This window comes from Streptosporangium sp. OZ121 (genome assembly GCF_051918885.1).
Taxonomy (GTDB): Bacteria; Actinomycetota; Actinomycetes; order Streptosporangiales; family Streptosporangiaceae; genus Streptosporangium.
In genome coordinates this window covers 97,897-116,201 of sequence record NZ_JBPXMC010000015.1, presented here as the reverse complement: position 1 = coordinate 116,201, position 18,305 = coordinate 97,897, and the positions used below count along the sequence as shown (strand labels likewise).

At 67.4% G+C, this 18,305-nt stretch carries 21 protein-coding genes; 12 read left to right on the top strand and 9 right to left on the bottom strand.

Annotated features, from left to right (window positions below; translation table 11 throughout):
* Nucleotides 1–50: 50 nt before the first annotated feature.
* Together ACTOQ1_RS25210 and ACTOQ1_RS25205 are read right to left on the bottom strand one after the other, a co-directional pair.
* Nucleotides 51–338, bottom strand: coding sequence for a hypothetical protein (locus ACTOQ1_RS25210; RefSeq protein ID WP_440070490.1), 288 nt, complete (start codon nt 336–338; stop codon nt 51–53).
* 140 nt (nt 339–478) lie between these two features.
* A complete protein-coding gene (locus ACTOQ1_RS25205) occupies nt 479–1,159 on the bottom strand; it encodes an NADPH-dependent F420 reductase (protein ID WP_440070489.1) in 681 nt (226 codons plus the stop codon).
* A 512-nt stretch (nt 1,160–1,671) separates the two neighbouring features.
* Here ACTOQ1_RS25205 and ACTOQ1_RS25200 point away from each other — a divergent pair.
* Nucleotides 1,672–2,661 carry an NADPH:quinone reductase gene (locus ACTOQ1_RS25200; protein WP_440070487.1) on the top strand — a complete coding sequence of 330 codons (990 nt, stop codon included), beginning with the start codon at nt 1,672–1,674 and terminating at the stop codon, nt 2,659–2,661.
* A gap of 43 nt (nt 2,662–2,704) precedes the next feature.
* Here ACTOQ1_RS25200 and ACTOQ1_RS25195 read toward each other — a convergent pair whose 3' ends face one another.
* Nucleotides 2,705–4,246 (bottom strand): tetratricopeptide repeat protein, encoded by a 1,542-nt coding sequence (locus tag ACTOQ1_RS25195; RefSeq protein WP_440070486.1) that lies wholly within the window; start codon nt 4,244–4,246, stop codon nt 2,705–2,707.
* Nucleotides 4,246–4,836, bottom strand: a complete 591-nt coding sequence (locus ACTOQ1_RS25190) for a hypothetical protein (protein ID WP_440070485.1) — start codon at nt 4,834–4,836, stop codon at nt 4,246–4,248. The genes ACTOQ1_RS25195 and ACTOQ1_RS25190 overlap by 1 nt, the downstream gene beginning before the upstream one ends.
* A gap of 375 nt (nt 4,837–5,211) precedes the next feature.
* On the opposite strand from ACTOQ1_RS25190, the gene ACTOQ1_RS25185 reads away from it, so the two are divergent.
* From ACTOQ1_RS25185 to ACTOQ1_RS25170, 4 genes are all read left to right on the top strand, one after another.
* Nucleotides 5,212–5,955 (top strand): class I SAM-dependent methyltransferase, encoded by a 744-nt coding sequence (locus ACTOQ1_RS25185; RefSeq protein WP_440070484.1) that lies wholly within the window; start codon nt 5,212–5,214, stop codon nt 5,953–5,955.
* A 113-nt stretch (nt 5,956–6,068) separates the two neighbouring features.
* Complete coding sequence (locus ACTOQ1_RS25180) at nt 6,069–6,539, top strand: GNAT family N-acetyltransferase (RefSeq protein ID WP_440070483.1); 471 nt, start codon at nt 6,069–6,071, stop codon at nt 6,537–6,539.
* A gap of 514 nt (nt 6,540–7,053) precedes the next feature.
* Nucleotides 7,054–8,217, top strand: coding sequence for a glycosyltransferase 87 family protein (locus ACTOQ1_RS25175; RefSeq protein ID WP_440070482.1), 1,164 nt, complete (start codon nt 7,054–7,056; stop codon nt 8,215–8,217).
* 193 nt (nt 8,218–8,410) lie between these two features.
* Complete coding sequence (locus ACTOQ1_RS25170; protein WP_440070481.1) at nt 8,411–9,046, top strand: uridine kinase family protein; 636 nt, start codon at nt 8,411–8,413, stop codon at nt 9,044–9,046.
* Between the two features lie 133 nt (nt 9,047–9,179).
* Here ACTOQ1_RS25170 and ACTOQ1_RS25165 read toward each other — a convergent pair whose 3' ends face one another.
* Nucleotides 9,180–9,569, bottom strand: a complete 390-nt coding sequence (locus ACTOQ1_RS25165) for a GNAT family N-acetyltransferase (RefSeq protein ID WP_440070480.1) — start codon at nt 9,567–9,569, stop codon at nt 9,180–9,182.
* 166 nt (nt 9,570–9,735) lie between these two features.
* Here ACTOQ1_RS25165 and ACTOQ1_RS25160 point away from each other — a divergent pair, with 166 nt between their 5' ends.
* The 3 genes from ACTOQ1_RS25160 to ACTOQ1_RS25150 all read left to right on the top strand — a co-directional run bounded on the left by ACTOQ1_RS25160 (nt 9,736) and on the right by ACTOQ1_RS25150 (nt 10,921).
* Complete coding sequence (locus ACTOQ1_RS25160) at nt 9,736–9,882, top strand: hypothetical protein (RefSeq protein WP_440070479.1); 147 nt, start codon at nt 9,736–9,738, stop codon at nt 9,880–9,882.
* Between the two features lie 365 nt (nt 9,883–10,247).
* Nucleotides 10,248–10,511 (top strand): CopG family transcriptional regulator, encoded by a 264-nt coding sequence (locus ACTOQ1_RS25155; RefSeq protein WP_440070478.1) that lies wholly within the window; start codon nt 10,248–10,250, stop codon nt 10,509–10,511.
* The gene (locus tag ACTOQ1_RS25150) at nt 10,508–10,921 is read left to right on the top strand and encodes a type II toxin-antitoxin system VapC family toxin (protein ID WP_440070477.1); all 414 of its coding nucleotides are present in this window, start codon (nt 10,508–10,510) and stop codon (nt 10,919–10,921) included. The genes ACTOQ1_RS25155 and ACTOQ1_RS25150 overlap by 4 nt, the downstream gene beginning before the upstream one ends.
* Nucleotides 10,922–11,423: 502 nt before the next feature.
* Here the strand turns inward: ACTOQ1_RS25150 and ACTOQ1_RS25145 are convergent.
* Complete coding sequence (locus ACTOQ1_RS25145) at nt 11,424–11,825, bottom strand: VOC family protein (protein WP_440070476.1); 402 nt, start codon at nt 11,823–11,825, stop codon at nt 11,424–11,426.
* Nucleotides 11,826–11,997: 172 nt separating this feature from the next.
* Here ACTOQ1_RS25145 and ACTOQ1_RS25140 point away from each other — a divergent pair, with 172 nt between their 5' ends.
* The 3 genes from ACTOQ1_RS25140 to ACTOQ1_RS25130 all read left to right on the top strand — a co-directional run bounded on the left by ACTOQ1_RS25140 (nt 11,998) and on the right by ACTOQ1_RS25130 (nt 13,771).
* Complete coding sequence (locus ACTOQ1_RS25140) at nt 11,998–12,741, top strand: tyrosine-type recombinase/integrase (protein WP_440070475.1); 744 nt, start codon at nt 11,998–12,000, stop codon at nt 12,739–12,741.
* A 362-nt stretch (nt 12,742–13,103) separates the two neighbouring features.
* The gene (locus ACTOQ1_RS25135) at nt 13,104–13,349 is read left to right on the top strand and encodes a hypothetical protein (RefSeq protein WP_440070474.1); all 246 of its coding nucleotides are present in this window, start codon (nt 13,104–13,106) and stop codon (nt 13,347–13,349) included.
* Complete coding sequence (locus ACTOQ1_RS25130; protein ID WP_440070473.1) at nt 13,346–13,771, top strand: type II toxin-antitoxin system VapC family toxin; 426 nt, start codon at nt 13,346–13,348, stop codon at nt 13,769–13,771. The genes ACTOQ1_RS25135 and ACTOQ1_RS25130 overlap by 4 nt, the downstream gene beginning before the upstream one ends.
* A gap of 431 nt (nt 13,772–14,202) precedes the next feature.
* Here the strand turns inward: ACTOQ1_RS25130 and ACTOQ1_RS25125 are convergent, their stop codons facing one another.
* Genes ACTOQ1_RS25125 through ACTOQ1_RS25115 form a run of 3 tightly spaced genes read right to left on the bottom strand, consistent with a single transcriptional unit; the run spans nt 14,203 to nt 17,474 of the window.
* Nucleotides 14,203–15,621, bottom strand: a complete 1,419-nt coding sequence (locus ACTOQ1_RS25125; protein WP_440070472.1) for a hypothetical protein — start codon at nt 15,619–15,621, stop codon at nt 14,203–14,205.
* Between the two features lie 36 nt (nt 15,622–15,657).
* Nucleotides 15,658–16,344 (bottom strand): response regulator, encoded by a 687-nt coding sequence (locus tag ACTOQ1_RS25120; protein WP_440070471.1) that lies wholly within the window; start codon nt 16,342–16,344, stop codon nt 15,658–15,660.
* A 5-nt stretch (nt 16,345–16,349) separates the two neighbouring features.
* Nucleotides 16,350–17,474, bottom strand: a complete 1,125-nt coding sequence (locus ACTOQ1_RS25115) for a sensor histidine kinase (RefSeq protein WP_440070470.1) — start codon at nt 17,472–17,474, stop codon at nt 16,350–16,352.
* A gap of 96 nt (nt 17,475–17,570) precedes the next feature.
* Here ACTOQ1_RS25115 and ACTOQ1_RS25110 point away from each other — a divergent pair, with 96 nt between their 5' ends.
* Nucleotides 17,571–18,011 carry a dihydrofolate reductase family protein gene (locus tag ACTOQ1_RS25110; RefSeq protein WP_440070469.1) on the top strand — a complete coding sequence of 147 codons (441 nt, stop codon included), beginning with the start codon at nt 17,571–17,573 and terminating at the stop codon, nt 18,009–18,011.
* Nucleotides 18,012–18,305 lie beyond the last annotated feature (294 nt).

Sequence of the window (18,305 nt, the reverse complement as noted above, 5' to 3'; positions counted from 1 at the left end):
CTCGATCGTCTCCGGCCGTTCCCCGAGACGACTTCGACCATGCCCGGGAATCAGCCGGGATCAGGGTTGTTGTGCCACTTCTCGAAGGGGGGAGCGGGCGAACGGGTGAGTTCCAGGAACTGCTTCGCCCTGTCCAGGCAGCTGGGGCAGAGGGGTTCCTCGACCGATCTGGCCGTCGCCTCCGGTGTCGGTTCGCGGAGGGTGCCCAACACCGTCATGCCGGGAGGAAGGCCGCTCTCGGGGTCGATCGTGACGGTCGTCACGTTCGCGGGGATGAAACCGAAGGTGCGCTTGCATACGTAGCATTTGCCGATCGTCGTAATCTGCTCATCTGCCATATGGCGTCATCCTCCTTCATCGCACCGTACATCCCGGCCGGTTCCCTCTGGCGGGGCGCTGGTCCTCTCGCGCTTGTAAGGGGTCGATGGAGATCGCGGCGCCGGCCTGACGGCACGCGACCACGCCGTCAGGCCGGGTGTCAGCGCTGAGCGTCGGCGAGCTTGGCGCGGAGCGTCGCGGCGTCGGTGGGCACTCCCGGCGACTCCCAGAAGTTCTCGATCCCTCCCGCGTAGACGAAGCCGTACGCGGGGGTTCCCACCTGGAAACGCCACCCCTCCGCGAGTGCTCCCGCGTCGACGGTGTCATAACCGATCCGGTCGAGGAACGCGGTCGCCTCTCCCTTCGCGCCGGCGTCGTCACCCGCGATCGCCAGGGCACTGCGGTCCGCCGCACCGGAGGGCCGGGCCAGCGCCCGCAGGTGCTGGAAGTAGATGTTGTTGAAGACCTTGACGACTTTGGACATCGTCAGGTGCCGCTGCAGCAGTTCGCTGGACGTGACGGATCCGGCGTCGAGCTCCGGGAAGGTCCCGTCCCGCTCGGAGTAGTAGTTGTTGGTGTCGAGGACGGTCTTGCCGGCGAGCGGCTCCACCGGAACGTCGAGGTAAGCCCGCAGCGGGATGCTGACGACCACCAGGTCGCCGGCCGCGGCGGCCTCGGCGGAGGTCGCGGCGGCGGCCCTCGGCCCGAGCTCGTCGACCAGTTCCTTCAGGGTCCGGGGGCCGCGTGAGTTGCTCAGCACCACGTCGTAGCCCGCCGCGACGGCGAGCCGGGCGACCGTGCCACCGATGTTTCCGCTGCCGATGAATCCAACAGTTGTCATGACGACCACCAACTTCCGCGCCGCACCCGGCATTCCCCGCCGCTTTTCCATGGACCGCGGGCAACGCGTCCGGCGCCAAATCTCGATGCCGAGACCTGCGCGGGCCGAAGGGCGGCGATCCCGGCCGTACCGAAGCCCATGGGCATGGTGCCGCTGCCGCGAGCGGAAGGGCTTGCATAGACTCGTGGCCATGAGCGCCGGGCATGCGCACGAGGAGCCTCACCACCTGGTGGAGGGGTTCGATCGGCCGGCGTGACCGCCACGCTCGCGGACACCGGCCCTGTGATCGCTGTCGCCGATCGAGACGGCAGGCACCATGTCTCACGTGCGCGTCTTCTCTCGGAACCCGAGAGGCCACCGCCGATCTCGTCTCCGGCCCGCGCCTTCGGCGACGCCGAGGAGGGTGATCTCGGGCGGGGGGTGAGCGCGTACGCACCTCGCCGCCGCGGAAGCCGACGTGGAGGAGAAGCCGGCGCGGAAGCCGATGTGGAAGCCGACGTGGAGGAGGAATGATGAGTGTCCCGGAGACCATGACCGCGGCGTACATCACGTGGCCCGGGCCGGCGGACGAGATACGGATCGGCCGGTTCCCCGTGCCCGAACCCGGCTCGTCGGAGGTCCTGGTGAGGGTGCGGGCCCTCGCCGTCAACCACGTCGACACCTTCGTCCGCTCAGGCGCCTACCGGACGCGCCTGCCGTACCCGTTCGTCATCGGCCGCGACCTGGTGGGGACCGTGATCACGGCGGCGCCGGGGTTCGCCCCCGGCGACACGGTGTGGTGCGACAGCCTGGGGTTCGACGGTCGCCAGGGGTCCTTCTCCGACTACGCCGTCGTGCCCGCCGACCGGCTCTACCACCTGCCCGCCGGCGTTGATCCGGAGAACGCGGTCGCCTGCCTGCACACCGCCGCCACCGCGCACATCGGCCTGTTCAGGGAGGCGGGCCTGCGGATCGGGGAGACGGTCGTCGTGACCGGCGCGGGCGGCGGGGTCGGCACGGCCACCGTTCAACTCGCCGCGGCCGCGGGGGCGCGGGTCGTCGCGACCGCGCGCCCGGACGACTTCGACTGGTGCCGGCGGTGCGGCGCCGACGAGGTCGTCGACTACCGCGACCCGGGTGTGTACGGGAAGATCGCCGAACTCGCTCCCGGCGGGGTGGACGTCTTCTGGGACAACGCAGGCCGACACCACCTGGAGCGGACCGTCCCCCTGCTCGCCCGCGGTGGCCGGATGATCATCCTGGCCGGTCTCGGCGCCACCCCCGTGCTGCCGGTGGGACAGCTGTACACGCGCGACGCCAGCCTCCGCGGCTTCGCGATCAGCAACGCCACCGTGGCCGAACTCGCCACGGCGGCAACGGCGATCAACCACCTCCTGGCCCGCGGCACCCTGGTCTCCCGGATCGGGACACGGCTGCCGCTCACCGAGGCCGCCCGATCTCACCGTCTCCAGGAAGGCACCGAACCTCACCACCCCCGCGGGCGCATCGTCGTCCTTCCTTGACACGGTCCGTCTCCCGCGGGAGGCGACCGTCCCCGGCGGCTCTTCAGCCCCTGTCCAGGCGGCGTGCCACGCGCTTCGCCGCCCCTTCGGCCCATTCGTGTCCCAGCTCACCCAGGCAGTCTCCGAGCTCCGCCCAGGCTCGGTGCTCGTCCGGGCGCAGCGTCAGCGCCTGCACCAGCAGGTTCACCGCCTCGCCAGGGTCCCCGGACCGCCGGGCGACCTGGGCGAGCATCCGGTACGCGGGGGCGCACCACGGATAGTCCTCAAGCAGACGCCGCAGCAGCGAAACGGCCTCGGGTGCCCGGCCCTGGTCCATGCCCGCCGCCGCCTCCAGCGCGCGGCCGACCTCCGCCGCCCGCTCCTCCACACTCGGTTTGGTGTCGCCCTCCACGTCCCCCTCGCCCCTTTCCCGCGGGGCGAACGGCGAGCGCAGAAAGGCGGGGTCGGCCTCGTCCGCCAGGTAGGCGAACAGGTTTCCCGGCCGTACGCCCGGTGCCCGCCACCGCATGTCCAAAGGCGCGTCGAGCAACTTCGCCGGCACGAGCATCCGTTCGCGGCGGAAACGCCGCTCGGCAGCGGCCCGGTCGCCCGTCCGGTTCGCGATGGCCTCGATCACTTGAATCTCCCAGCCGATCACGCCCTCCAGCGAGCCCACCTCCATCGCCACAATGATCGCTAACGCGTCGGCCGCCAGCTCCTCCAACTGATCGAGGGCGGCCTCCACCGCCCGGGACGGTGATGCGAGGGTCCACCGGAGGACATGCCACACGAAGTCCAGGTACGCCCGCAGGCCGGTGAGCGCACACCACCATTCGCCCGCGTCGGACGCGGCCCGGATCGTGGCGACACGTCGCCAGGCGTCGGACAGCAGACCTTCCAGCAGGGGCGTGATCCGGGAGGAGCCGGCCACCGGATGCTGGAACCGCTCGTCGAGCAGGTCCGCCCCGTAGGTGACCAGACCGGCGCCGTCCGCCGGGGGGTCGCCGAGGATCTCCCCGAACAGTTCGGCGTCGTCCCTGGTGACAGCGGCGGCACGCAACAGGATCGTCGCCGAGAGAGCCACGTCGGACACGTTCAGGATCTGGCCGGTGTCGATGAGACCGACGATGTGGCGCAGTCCCGCCGCCAGGCCATGGCGTTGGCCGACCAGGAGTGCCGGGGTCAGGGCCGCCCCGAATGCGCGGTCGTCGCGGTCACGCTCCACCAGGATCCCCCAGCGCGTCCTGGTCGCGTACAGGGCGGCGCCGACAGGCGGTGCCGGGTCCAGCGCCACGTCGCCCGCGAGCGGCACGTCCGGCGGCCACGTCGCCAGGTGGAACCAGTAGGGGAGACTCCGGAGCCCGGAGAACCGGAGTCCGGCCTCCTGCTCCAGGACGACTGAGAGGTAGCCGACGACAGGATCGGCCCGCTCCAGGTAAGCGGCCATCACCCGTTTGGAGAAGTCGCTGTCCTGGACCCCTCCCCCGTGGTCGGCCGCGTACCGCCCGGCCAGGAACCGCTGTTCGAGCAGTCCCTCCGCGATCGCCAGGATCGGCCCGGCCTGTTCGGGCCGCTCGCAGGTCAGCAACGGTTCGGCGGATGTCATCAGAGCCCCAGCAGACCGACGAGGTCCCAGCCGCGTTCGGAGAGGAAGCGCCGTCCGCGGATCAGCCACTCCCGAAGGCTCGTGCGCCCCGAGCGCGTATAGGGAATCCGCTCGCGCAGCAGGCCGGCGGCCAGCACCGCCTGCCTGCCCGGTCCCGGCGGGCGGCCCGCCGCCTCGGCGGCGATCGAGAACACCTTGCGCAGTTTGGCCCGCACCGCCTCCGGTTCGTGGTCGTCGACGAGATGGACGTACACCACCTCGCTGTCGTGCCCGATGCCCTCGAAGAACGCGAGACCGGGCAGGGGCGGTACGGCCGAGGTGTCGAAGAGGTGCCGCACCATCGTGTACGCGGGCGGGGCGGTCGCGTCCAGCGTCAGCCAGGACCCGAAGGAGGAGTCGTCCACCGGCACCGGGGTCTCGGCGTTCTCGTCCAGGCAGAACATCACCAGGATGTCCGGGCCGCTGTCGGCCGAGAGCGCGCCGGAAAGCACGTACTCCTTCACCGCCTGGTCGACACCCGGATGGAAGGCGAGGAAGGCGAAGAAGGTGGCCACTTTTTCCAGGGCCGCCAGCCCGTCAGGTCGCAGCACCTTTTCCAGGTTGTCTATCTTCCCGGTCTGCCGGTGTTCGTCCGTCGCGGCAGACTCCAAGATCGTGACAATCGACAGCGCCAACATACCTGCCAGAATCGCATCGATCATTCGTCTTGCGGAGCCATATTTGATGCCGCTTCGGGTGAGGCTGACCAATGTCGTGGACCGAGGCCCCAGGGTGGAAGGGCACCTCGATCGGTCCGGTGGTCACGCCCCGGAATCGGTGAGTCGCGCGCACGGAAGGCCCCGCCCCGCTGATCATCCCGTCTGCCGTCGCTCCGCCCGCAGGGGAACCGCGACAGGGCCGGCGGGCTCTGTCGCAGGGGTGAAAATCGGTGGACACCGCGCGTACCTGTGGCGATCGTTGAGGTCATGCGGCAGGACGAGATCTGGGACGTCGACGCGGCCCGGCGCTATGACACGCCGGGCATCGGCATGTTCGCGCCCGAGGTCCTGGGGCCGGCGGTGGACCGTCTCGCCGAACTCGCAGGCGGCGGACAGGCGCTCGAGTTCGCCATCGGAACCGGCCGTGTGGCCGTTCCGCTCGCCGAGCGGGGAGTGCCCGTCACCGGTATCGAGCTGTCGCCACCGATGATCGACCGCCTGCGGACGAAGGTGGACGACGCGACGATCCCGGTAGTCGTGGGCGACATGGCGACCGCCGTTGCTCCAGGGAAGTACGCGCTCGTCTACCTCGTCTACAACACGATTTCGAACCTGCTCACCCAAGCCGAGCAGGTCGCGTGCTTCCGCAACGCCGCCCGTCACCTCACACCTGGCGGCAGGTTCGTGATCGAGCTCTGGGTGCCCGAGCTGCGCAAGCTCCCACCGGGTCAGCAGGCCACGGTCTGGCACTGCGACCCCGGCTACATCGGCCTGGACACCTACGATCTTCTGCGCCAGCACGTCGTTTCGCACCACTTCAGGTTCGACGAGAGCAGGAGGGCTCAGCTGTTCCGCAGCCCGCACCGCTACATCTGGCCGGCTGAGCTCGACCTCATGGCTCAGCTGGCCGGGTTCGAGCTGGAGACCAGGCACGCGGACTGGACCGGAGCCGAGTTCACCGCCGAGTCCTCTTCCCACGTGTCCGTCTACCGCATCCCGCCGGACCGTTAGCGTCGTCGGAAGACCCAGGCACTGTCTCGGGGTGCCGGTGACGGTTGGGTGGCGGCGGCCAAGGGCACGTGGCGGCCATGCGGAGATGCCGGGTCGGGGAGGGGAGGGTGTTCATGCTGATCAGGGCGGCGCGGGCGGACGAGGGCGCGGCGCTGGGTGCGCTGGTGCTGCGATCAAAGGCGCACTGGGGGTACGACGAGGTGTTCATGGCGGCGTGCCGGGAGGAGCTGACGGTCGCGGCGGCGCAGGTGGAGGCGCGGCGCACGGTGGTTGCCGAGCGGGACGGCCGGATACTGGGGATGGCCACGCTGGAGGGCGAGCCGCCGACGGGTGAGCTGGGCATGTTGTTCGTCGAGCCGGAGGCGATCGGCCAGGGGGTCGGGCGGCGGTTGTTCGCACACGTGACGGAGGTCGCGGCCCGGACGGGGTTCGCGCGGCTGGGCATCGATTCCGACCCGCACGCCGAGCCGTTCTACCTGGCGATGGGGGCAGTGCGGGTCGGCGAGGTGCCTTCGGGGTCGGTGGCGGGCCGGCTGCTTCCCCGGCTGATGGTGGACGTCTCCCGGGGCGCGAGGAGTCGGTGACGGAGCGGTCGTCGTTACGGAGGCCGTTGCGGGGCCGTTACGGGCCGTTACGGCGGCCAGATCGGTTTGCCTGAGGGGCTCGACACGCGGGGCGCGAAGAGGCGTTGAGATCGACTACTACGCGCATCCTCGTGGCGAGCTTTCGAGAACAGCCGGCCACGGCGATCGACCACGAGCCCCTGCGCGACCCCTGGATCTTCGATCGCCCGTGTGACTCGCCGGATCACTGGATCGCCTCGTGCACCATCCGGACCGCATGCCGCTTCAACTCGGGCGGGTATCGACGCCGGGAGGGATGCGAAGAAGATCGACCGGCCAGGGGCCCCGTCCTTTCCAACCGCAGGAGCCTGCATCAACGCCGGACGGGTTCACACGACAAGCTTTGGACAAGCCGGCGTGGCTAGCGTGCACCGTAGCCAAGTCGGGAGTCGCCATGTCTTCTTCGGTGTCAGCCGGTCCGCGAATTCGTTTGGGCAACAGAGATGGCGGCTCTTTCCAAATAGCGTGCGGAGCATTGATCGCGTTGAGCGGCGCGCTGACAGCCTTCGCCTTCAACGTGGTCTACGCGAAGGGCTGGATCGATCTGGAGGTTTACCGGGAAGGCGGAGCGGCGGTACTGCGGCATACCTCTGTATACGACTTGATCGTAGGTGAAAGGTGGCTGAAGTTCACCTATTCACCGTTCGCAGCGATACTGTTCACGCCTCTCGCCTTGGTCGGAATGGAGGTTGCCGTCGCCCTCTGGGTGCTGATCTCCATACTCGCCCTCGAGGCGTTGATATGGATCCTCGTCGGCCGTGCCGCAGTGAGGGGCCGTAGTCGCCGGGCAACTCACACGTTGCTGGTCGTTATCGCGATACTTCCCTTGTATCCAGTAACACTGACGCTGTGGAATGGGCAAATAGGTATCATTCTGCTGCTGGCGATAGTTGTAGATCTGACGCACGGCAAAGAAAAGTGGTGCGGCATAATAACGGGCATTGCCGCCGGCATCAAGCTCACCCCACTGATATTCATCCCCTATCTTCTCGTCACGCGTCGTTTCCGGGCCGCCCTGATGGCCGGCCTCGGCTTTCTCGGCACAGTGATACTCGGATTCCTGCTGCTGCCGGCCGATTCACGTGATTACTGGGGTGGTGCATTTTTCGACACGCAACGGGTGGTCGCCGAGCAGGGCGCAAACTTTTTCAATCAATCGCTTCGCGGCATGCTCATGCTCATGCTCATGCCCGGCTCTTGGCCCACCACGCCTCTCTGGCTCGCCCTGTGCGCGATAGTCGGCGCGGGTGGACTTCTGGTCGCCGCATGGACCGCGAAGAAGGCGGGCGAGATCGCAGGAATCACCGCCTGCGCCATCGTGGGGCTGCTTGTCTCACCTGTTTCCTGGCCGCACCATTGGGTCTGGTGCGTACCGCTCCTGGTGCTCTGGGCACAGCGCGCTCAGCGCGTGGACGCCACGCTTGAGAAGGTGGGCGTGGGGTTCTTGTGGTTCATCTTTCTACTGCCTGGATACATCGCCCTGGCGATACTTCTCATATATCCATCCCACGCCGGAATGTGGCTGATGCTGCTGACGGGTAGTTACGTTCTCGGCGGATTGTTGACATTGCTGGCGCTTGCGGTTTGTTTTGGCCGGAGTGATTGGCTGCAAAGAAGGCGCGGGTCGGGCGATGAATAGAGACCTTCAACGGTCAGAGTCATATGGCCTGTCCCTGAATGGTGCTGGATGGGCGTGATCGTGAGCCGTTATGAGGGATTGTTGCAGTACTCTTTGCGGTACTGCACCATTCCCTGGTTTTCCCGTTCCCCTCGAAGACAGGTTGTCGATGCGTCTACATCCAGGTGAGCCCGAGGCCGTTGGGTGGCGGGTGGTGACCGTGCGCGACGCCGTCCGGCAGCTGCGCGATGCGTCACCCGATGTCACCGGACGTCCGCGGGTGATCGCGATTGACGGCCGGGGCGGCGCCGGCAAGACGACCCTGGCCGGGAGGCTGCGCAAGGTGATGCCCGACTCCGCCATCGTGCACACCGACGACATCGCCTGGAACCACGCCTACTTCGACTGGGGCGACGTGCTCGTCGAGAACATCCTGCGCCCCCTGCGCCGGGGTGAGGCGGTGGACTTCCGCCCTGATGCCTGGATCGCCCACGATCGGCCCGGTTCGATCACCGTCCCCGCCGGTGCCGACTTCATCTGGGTCGAGGGCACCGGCATCATCCGCGAAGAGCTCGCCCCGTGGTTGGACGCCTCGGTGTGGATGCAGGGTGACCTCGATGAGCAAGAGCGCTTGTCGGTCGTCCGCGACGGTGACTCCCCCGAGCAACTGGAGCACGTGGCGAACTGGCTGCTGGAAGAACTGCCGTTCATGATGCGAGAACAGCCGTGGGCCCGAGCCACCATGATCGTCGCCGGCCCTCCGCAGATCGACCACGACCCGGACACCGAGTTGGTCGTCGCCCCGCCGACCAACCCTAGATCGGTCGACCCACCCGCGGAACGCGGATGAGCGGTCCGAGATCAAGAACGTCGGGATGGAGCGTCCTGAGGAACGCCCCGTGTCGACCGTCTCGGATTGTCCCGTGTTCACGCTCCCGACGGGCACGACACCCGCGACCCGCCCTTGACCTTCGGGCGGCAGCCTAGGCCTTCGAGTCCGGCTTCCAGTCCTGGACGAGGAGCCCGAGCAGCACCTCGTCCAGGAACTCACCCATGACCCAGGCCGAGGACCGCATCACGCTCTCGCGGACGAAGCCGTTGCGCTCGGCGGAGCGCAGCATCGCAACGTTGTCCGACAGCGTCTCGATCTGCAGCCGCTGTCGGCCACGCACGACGAAACCGTAGTGGCGCAGCACCGCGACCACGTCGGTGCCGTAGCCCTTGCCACGGGCGGACGGCACCAACCCCAGCCCGATGTGCGCGGACCGGTGATGGTTGTCGATGTCCCACAGCGTCGCGGCGCCGACCAGCGTGCCACCGTCCAGCTCCACCACGGAGAACGGGACGTGCCCTTCCTCCTTGTCGTCCACCACGAACTGCGACTCCTTCGAGCCGGGCGTGATCGGCCGCCACGGCCGGCCTTGGGCCGCGAGGAGCTGACCACGTCGTCGTGGAGCTCGGTCTGCAGGATCGGGATGTCGTCCTCGTGCCGAGCCCTGAGTCCGACTTCGCCGCCTTTCAGCATTACTGCAGGAGCTGATGAACCGGATGGGGCACTCGACCACGCGGGCCGCGCTGATCTATCCGCACACCGAGAACGGGCGGGATCAGGTGATCGCCGACGGCATGGGGAAGCTCGCCGAAGCCGTCCTCAAGAAAGAAGATCCATCGGGATCGGGCACGTAACGGGCACGGAAGATCGAAAGCGCTCCGGAAACGACAAAGGCCCCGGTCCGGATCCGCATCCTGACCTGGGCCTTTGTGGGTGGAGCGGGTGACGGGAATCGAACCCGTGCTGTCAGCTCGGGAATCGGCTGCTGGTGTTGGCGGGCTGAGCTGGGAAAGCAGGTGTGCGGGTAGACGAGGTGCGGTTCCCCGTGAGTGGCTGGTGTTCCCCGCCTGTTCTGGCACGGATCTGGCATGTGATCAACGCCGCCCAGGAGACCTGGACGAGTAACCAAGATCGAGAAGTGGATGCGGGGCAGACCTGGTTCTCATTCCCGCCAGGTGTGGCCATGGCTGCCAGGAGCATAGGAGGTAGGATAGAGAGCATGAGTGAGCCTACCGGTAAGTACTCGATCACCATGCCGCGGGACATCGCGGAGGCCGCACGGTCCCGGAGCGGCCCTTCTGGTCTGTCTGCCTACGTCGCCGCCGCCGTTGCCCGCCAGATCGAGCGCGACAACCTCAGCGAACTCATTCAGGTCGCCGAGGCCGAGCATGGCCCCGTTACCGACGACGAAGTCCAGGCACTGCGCGACCAACTCAACCAGGCCCGGCAGGGACAGGCCCACGGTGGGGCGGACGTTGCATGACCCGTTCTCCCGCCACCCCCGGCGGCACGCTGGTCCTCGACAGCGAGGGATTGGCCAAAGTCGTCCTGCGTGACCGCACGGTCACCACGTGGCTCGCCCTCGCCCGCGCCGACGACCTCCGCGTCATCACCTCCGCCGCCACCCTCGTCGAAGTGGTCCACCCCCGCATCAACCGGCCGGCTCTGGAGTGGTCGCTGTCCCGCCTCGTCGTTGAACCGGTTACCGAACCGATCGCCCGCCACGCCGCCACACTTCTGTCTGACGCCGGCCTGCACGGGCACAAGTACGCCATCGATGCGATGCTCAGCGCAACCGCCCTCGCTGCCCCCGGCCCCGTCACGGTTCTCACCTCCGACCCGGAGGACCTCGCCGCCCTGTGCGGCGGACGCGTCATCGTCATCAAGGTCTGAGCTGCGCGCGATGACGAGCATGACGGAGCGGTGGGAGCAACGAGAGCCAATGGCCCGAGAAGATCGAACAGCCCTGGAAACAATCAGGGCCCCGGTCGGGAATCCATCCCTGACCTGGGCCTTCGCTCTTGGAGCAGGTGACGGGAATCGAACCCGCGTTGTCAGCTTGGGGAGCGGCCACTGATCTTCGTGTGCTGACCTACGGAATCATAGGTCCTGCTAGGGGCGGTGTGACTCCCCGCTGTTCCCTGTGAGCCCGCTGCATCTGGCACGAATCTGGCACGACGATCATGAGGTCAACCAGTACGGATGCACCTGAGATTCGGCCCCTCGGTCTCGTGCCCAGTGGCCCTCGGCCCCCTCGGCCTGTGCACCCTCCGCGCCCTCCGAGACGGTGGGCCGGGCTGACGAAGAAAGCCCGGACCTTCGATTGCCGTCAACCGGTTCGATGATCAGCCACAGCGCGATCGCGACCTGTATGGGTGTGGTGGCTGACCCATGGCTAGGGCCAGACCAGGCCCTGGTCGGTCCAGATGACGCCCTTGTTGCGGCACAGGCAGAAGGGGTGGCCGATCGGGTCGGTGTAGACCCGCCAGCCGTAGCCGTTGGGGCCGATGAAGTCCTGCTGCAGTGTCGCGCCGAGGTCGAGGACGCGACGCTGCTCGGACTCGATCTCGTCCACTTCGAAGTCGAGGTGGAACTGCTTGGGGTGCTCGCTGTCGGGCCATTGCGGAGCGCGGTAGTCGTCCACCCGGATGAAGGCCAGCTCGACCTCACCGAACGTGATGCTGGCCCAGTTCTCGTGGCTGCCTTCCTTGACAGGGCGGCCCGTCACCTCGGAGTAGAAGGCCGCCAGCTTCATCGTGTCCGGGCAGTCGATGATGAAATCGGTGAATCGCAGCATTTCGCGATCTTTTCACAAGATCTTTGATACAGGCCTTAGCCACGATGGTGGGAACCGGGCGGCCACAGGAGCCTTGCCCGAGCTGTCCTCTGTGTGGACGCAGTGGCGGGGCCGGCGACGGCGCGTCCCTGGTCGGTGGGTGAGGCTTGGTACGGCGGGAACAGTCGGGCCGGTGACCGTCGCCAAGGCGTACCGGCTGCTCAAGGCGATCATGAACACAGCCGTGGAGGACAAGATGATCAAGTCCAACCCGTGTCAGATCAAGAGCGGCGGTAAGGAGGAGTCGCCCGAGCGTCCGACGCTCACCATGGAACAGGTCTTCACGCTGGCCGGTGCGATCGAACCATGGTTCCGGGCGCTGGTGCTCCTGGCGACGTTCGGCAGTCTGCGGTGGGGTGAGCTGGTGGCGCTCCGGCGTAAGAGCCTCAACCTGGATGCGCGCACGGTCCGGGTCGTGGCCTCCACCACCGAACTCAAGGACGGATCGGTGACCGTTGGCCTGCCCAAGTCCGTGGCCGGTACGCGGACGGTCGCTCTTCCCGAGGTGGTGGTCTCGGGGCTTCGCGCACACCTCGACACGTACACCGACGAGCATGACGAGGCGTTCGTCTTCCTCGGTGCGAAGGGCGCGATGCTGCGGCGGCCGGCCTTCAGCCGGATCTGGGCCAGAGCTCTGAAGGGGGCGAACCTTTCCGGCGTCCACTTCCACGACCTTCGCCATACGGGCAACACGTTCGCCTCGCAGTCGGGTGCGACGCTGCGGGAGCTGATGAACCGGATGGGGCACTCGACCACGCGGGCCGCGCTGATCTATCTGCACACAGAGAACGGGCGGGATCAGATGATCGCCGACGGCATGGGAAAGCTCGCCGAAGCGGCTCTCAGGAAAGAAGATCCACCGGCATCGGGCACGTAACGGGCACGGAAGATCGAAAGCGCTCCGGAAACAACTAAGGCCCCGGTTCGGATTCGCATCCTGACCTGGGCCTTTGTGGGTGGAGCGGGTGACGGGAATCGAACCCGCGCTGTCAGCTTGGGAATCATCTACTGACTTTGCTGCCCTGAGCTGGGAGAACGGGGGTGCAGGTCAGGGCGGGTCGAGTCCCCGTAAGTCTCCCTGAGTGACCGTGGTTCCCCGCCTGTTCTGGCACGGATCTGGCACGAAATCTCGATGTCGAGAGATTTCCTGACACTTTGAAAGAGAGTGGCCGGTCGGCAAGTAGCCGTTGGCGTGTACGCGCTGCTGCCGCGGGCGGAACCTTGCGTAGACTCGTGTTCATGACCGCTGGACATGCGCACGAGGAGCTTCACCACCTGGTGGACCGGCTTTCGCCGAACCAGGCGCGTCGTCTACTGCGCCTGGTGAAGACAGACCCAGAACTGGCGGAGGCCGCGGAGGATCAGCCGAATGAGCCCGGTCGACGTCGCCGGTTGTCGATTGCCGGGATCGGCGCATCCGGGGAGGGCGATCTGTCGGAACGGGTCGAAGATCTGCTGGCGGAGCGGTTCAATCGGTCAGTGTGAACGCCACGCTTCTGGACACCGGACCTTTGGTCGCCGTCGTCGATCGAGATGACAAGCACCACGCCTCATGTCTGCGCCTCCTGGAGGAACTGGAGGGACCACTGCTGCTGCCCTCGACGGTTCTTATCGAAGCTGGTTGGATCATCAACAGGCATATGGGCTCCGCAGTACACGCACAGTTCCTTGATCACGTGGTTGAAGAGTTCGAGCTGGTCGATCTGCTTCCTGTCGATGTGCGGCGCATGGCCGAGTTCGTGCGGCTCTACAAGGACGCTCGCCTCGACCCCGCTGACGTGTCCGTAGTCGCCATCGCGGAACGTCTCGGTGTTACCCAGATCGCCACGATTGATCGCCGTGACTTCACCCTGATTCGGCCTCGGCATGTGTCGGCGTTCGCATTGCTGCCTGAAGTGCTCAACTGACTGGTCTCAAAGCGTGGAGCGGGTGGCGGGAATCGAACCCGCGCTGTCAGCTTGGGAATCATCTACTGACCTGGGCTCCTGAGCTGGGGAAACGGGGGTGCAGGTCAGAGCGGGTCGAATCCCCGTGAGTCCCCGTGAGTGACCGTGGTTCCCCGCCTGTTCTGGCACGTATCTGGCACGCGATCATGCGCGGACGCGCACACTTCCCCCCGCCGGATCTTTCCGTCTGTCTTGTCCCACCCTGAAGGGGCAACAGCTCGGGGACGGAGTGAAGCGGTCCGCGTCTGATGGAGGCTTAGGCCCGATCTGCCTTTCCCCTTAGGTCAGATCTCCGCGGTACGAGGGGAGAGCCAGGCCATCATCGCGAGTGGCACGGCCTGAGAACCTCGTGCGGACGCACGCACCGCGCCCGCCGGATCTTCCCGTCTACCTCATTCCATTCCTCTCCGGGGCGTGCCGATGACGGTGGACGCCGAGGTGGACGGGCGATTCGCCGGCTCGGACACCGAACTCGGTATCGACAGGCTCCTCGTGGTCTCGCCGGTCGGGCTCCCGCTCACCGAGCCGGAGGATTTCGTACGAGCCAGCGCGCCGAGTGCGAGCAGCAGCAATCCCGCCGAGGCCCATGCGGCCCAGTCTCCCAGGGCGGTGTAGAGGGTGGCCGAGCCCTCCTGAGGCAGGGTGGCCGTGACCATGGCCATGCCCGTTCTGTCGCTGTGGCGCTCGGTCACGATCCGGCCGAGGTTGTCGCTGACCGTCAGCCGCCCCTCGCGTGCGGCACGGGCCACCGCCAGGCCGTTCTCCACGCCGCGCACCACCGCCATGCGGCTGTGCAGCCACGCGTCCTCGTCGAAGTCCCAGGCGGGCGCGAGCAGGGCGGCGACGCCGGCCTTGCCGTACTCCCTGACCAGGCCAGGGAAGTCCAGATCCTTGCAGATGATGAGGCCGAGCCGGTCGCCGTCGAGGAAGGCCAGACCGGTGCCGGGCCGGAACCCGCGCTCCACCCCGGGGATCATGTGGCGCTTGTCGTAGCGCACGCCGGAGGGATAGCTCACCGCGCTGTTGGTCTCCATGGCGATCCCCGCGATCACCTCCACACCCGGGCGGGTGAACGGCAGGTCGGCGTTCTCGAAAACCTTCTCGGGCAGCACCACGATCTCCGCACCGTGGGCCGCCGCGGTGTCCACCGCCTCGCCGTACCGGCGGACGAGATCCTCGGAGTTGTCCGTCGCGACCAGCGCGACCTTCCGTCCTCCGGTGTCGGCGGGCGTCGCGAGCCGTACGAAACCATGGCCGAGCGTGAGTGCGACCAGCACCCCCGAGACCACCGCCGCGCGTGGCCGCAGGACCGCGATGGAGGCGGGTACGAACAGCAGGAGGAAGGTGATGCCCCAGACCCCGGTGACCGAGGCGGTCTGCAGTACGGGCAGGAAGTCGGCTTGCGTGTACGCCAGGCTCCACCAGGCCCCGTGTGGTCCGGCGAGGTTCATGACGTACTCGGTGGTGACCCAGACGGCCGGTACGGCTGACGCCGCCAGGAGTGGCCGGCCACGTGCGAGCAGGGTGCGGAAGAGCAGCACGCCCAAGCCGTAACAGAGCGCGGGGCCGGCAATGAGGGCGGCGGCCAGCGCGGGCGGCATCTCAAGGGGTCCGGTGAAGTACGGCCACATCTGCGCCTGGGCCGCGAGCCAGACGAGCGCCCCAGCGGTGAAGGCCGTACCCCTGCCCGCCTGGCGAGCCAGGAACAGGACAGGTAGTGGTGCAAGCCAGGTGAGCCACCAGACAGGGTGGAGGCCGGTGCCGAAGTGCGTCAGGACGGCGGAGGTGAGAGTGAGAAGGATGCGTGCCATGCCGACGATCGTGCTTTCCCGCACTCCACCGGCGCGTCACTCGCAGGTGTGATCTTCGTTGTCACTCTCACCGGCGACCACCAGCCCGGACTCGTAGGCGAGTACCACGGCTTGGACCCGATCCCGCAGGCCCAGCTTGTTGAGCATGCGGCTGACGTGCGTCTTGACCGTGTGCTCGGTGACCACGAGCGCGGCGGCGATCTCCGCGTTCGACAGGCCGTGCGCGACCAGCTTCAGCGTCTCGTGCTCGCGTTCGGTCAGTGCGCCCAGCCTGGTCGTCAGGCGGGGGGCGACGCCGTGGGCGGGTCTGCGCACCAGGTCATCGAGTAGCCTCCTGGTCGCCGCCGGGGCCAGTAGGGCCTCACCCGAGGCGATGGTACGCACGGCGTGGGCCAGTTCGTCGCGCCGGATGTCCTTCAGCAGGAAACCGCTCGCTCCCGCCCGGACCGCGTCGTAGACGTACTCGTCGAGGTCGAACATGGTCAGTACGAGTACCTTGGCGGTGGTGGTGGCGCAGATCTCCCTGGTCGCCTCAATGCCGCTCTTGCCCGGCATTCGAACGTCCATCAGGACCACGTCCGGCTGAAGCCGTCTGGCCGCGGTGATCGCCTCCTCTCCGTCGGCGGCCTCACCGACCACCTCCATGTCCGGCTGCGCCCCCAGGATCAGCCCGAACCCCGCACGGAAGAGGTCTTGGTCGTCGGCGATGAGCACCCGTAACATGCGGGCTATTCAAGCGGAAATTCAGCTCTCACCATGAATCCCCTGTCCCGTCCCGCCTCGGCCCGAAGCGTCCCGCCGCATGCCACCGCCCGTTCCCGCATCCCGGCCAGCCCGTGCCCGCCGCCCCCGCCGCCCCTGCTCGGCCCGCGCCCATCGTCGGCGATCTCCACCGTCAGACTCTCCCCCCAGGTAAGAGCGAGGTGTACGGCACGCGTGCCAGCGTGCTTGCGCACGTTGGTGAGCGCCTCCTGAACGATGCGGTAGACGGCGGCCTCGACACTTTCGGTGACCAGGCGCGGGGTACCGGCGGTCGTGCTCACCACATCGAGACCGCTGCGATCGCGCAACGCGGGAAGGTTGGCCAGACGCGGCTGAAACAGCAACTCGCCCGGATGCTCGTCGGCATGGCCCCACACCGGTCCGCCGCTTTCGCCTGGGATCCGCAACGCGGCGAGCACCCCCCGGAGCTCGGTCAGCGCACCCCTTCCCGTGTCGGCGATCGTATCGAAAACCGCTTCGACCTTGTCCGGGTCGCTGCGCGCCACCACCGGCCCGGCTTCGGCCTGAACCACCATCAGCCCAACGGAATGGGTGACGATGTCATGCATGTCGCGCGCGATCCGGGTGCGTTCCTCGGCCACCGCCGCGATGTGCTCCTGCTCCTGTCGCCGCGCCCGCTCGGTCAGCTCGGCAGCCCGCGAGCGGCTCGCCCTGACACTGGTGCCCAGCGCGTAGGCGGCCACGAAGGCAGTCCCCACCAGTCGGAACGTCTCGTCGCTCTCCCCCGGCAGCACCAACGAGGAACCCACGGCCGCCACGATCACCGGAATCGCCGCCAGCCTTTTCCACGTGGGACTCAGGTCGGCAATCGTATAGACGGCCAGCAGCGGCCCGAAGGGCAGAAACGGCTTCTCCCACATCACCAACACCGACATCGCCGCCCCGACCACCACCGCCACCACCATCGGCGCCCGCCTGCGCCACCCCACCGGCACCGACGCCAGCAACCCTAGCCCGATGATCCACCCCGGATTGGGATCGGGCAGGAGAAGCGGCACCACCGTGGCCAGGACTACGCCCGCCGTAAGCACCCCGTCAACCGCCCTACCGGTCTGGACCGCTGCAAACATCCGCCTATTATCCGGATTTATCCGCCTGCTGCCCTCACTCTCAAGAGTGATCATTCCGGACAGGCCCTCAAACTGGATGGCGAATTCCGTCAGTCCGTGCTGGCCGGAGAGTTGCTAGGTGAGATTAGGGCAACGGGAGCGATCCTCTCAGGGCGGCGTACCGCAGAGCAGGCAGATCACTGGGATGGTGATCACGACGGTCAGGGTGTCCCGATCTTCGTGCTCAGTCATCGGCCATCCGACCCGGCCGTGGCGAACTATCCGCTGGTGACGTACGTGACCGATGGGATCGCCAGCGTGATGGCTCAGGCGAAGGCGGTCGCCGGGGACCGGAACGTGGATGTGATCGGCGCCTACACGGCGCAGCGGGCGATCGAGGCCGGGCTGTTGGACGAGGTGCAGATCCATCAGATCCCGGTGCTGTTCGGCGGTGGCCGGCGGCTGTTCGATGTGTTGTCGTCGCGCGTGGAGTTGGAGATCGTTCGGGTGATCGACGCGCTGGAGGCTACCCACATCCGCTACCGCATCCGTCGCTGAGCCGGTCGACCAGCGGCCTCTTGGTTGTGGTCGGGAGGGGTGTGCTCTTGGCGATCGTAAGGGTGTGCAGTGGCGTGGCAACCCCGACCGGAGCGTTCGGTCGGCACGGCACGGCACGGGTGCGGCGCCCGGCCCATAGTGAGGAAGCCCTGAAGGACGACGAACCCGAGTCTGACGAGCAAGATCCAGGCGGATCGGGCGCGTAACGGGCGCGGAAGCTCGAATAAGCCCCAGAAATGATCAGTCCAGGTCGGGAGATCATCCCTGACCTGGCTTTTCGTAGTGAGAGCGGGT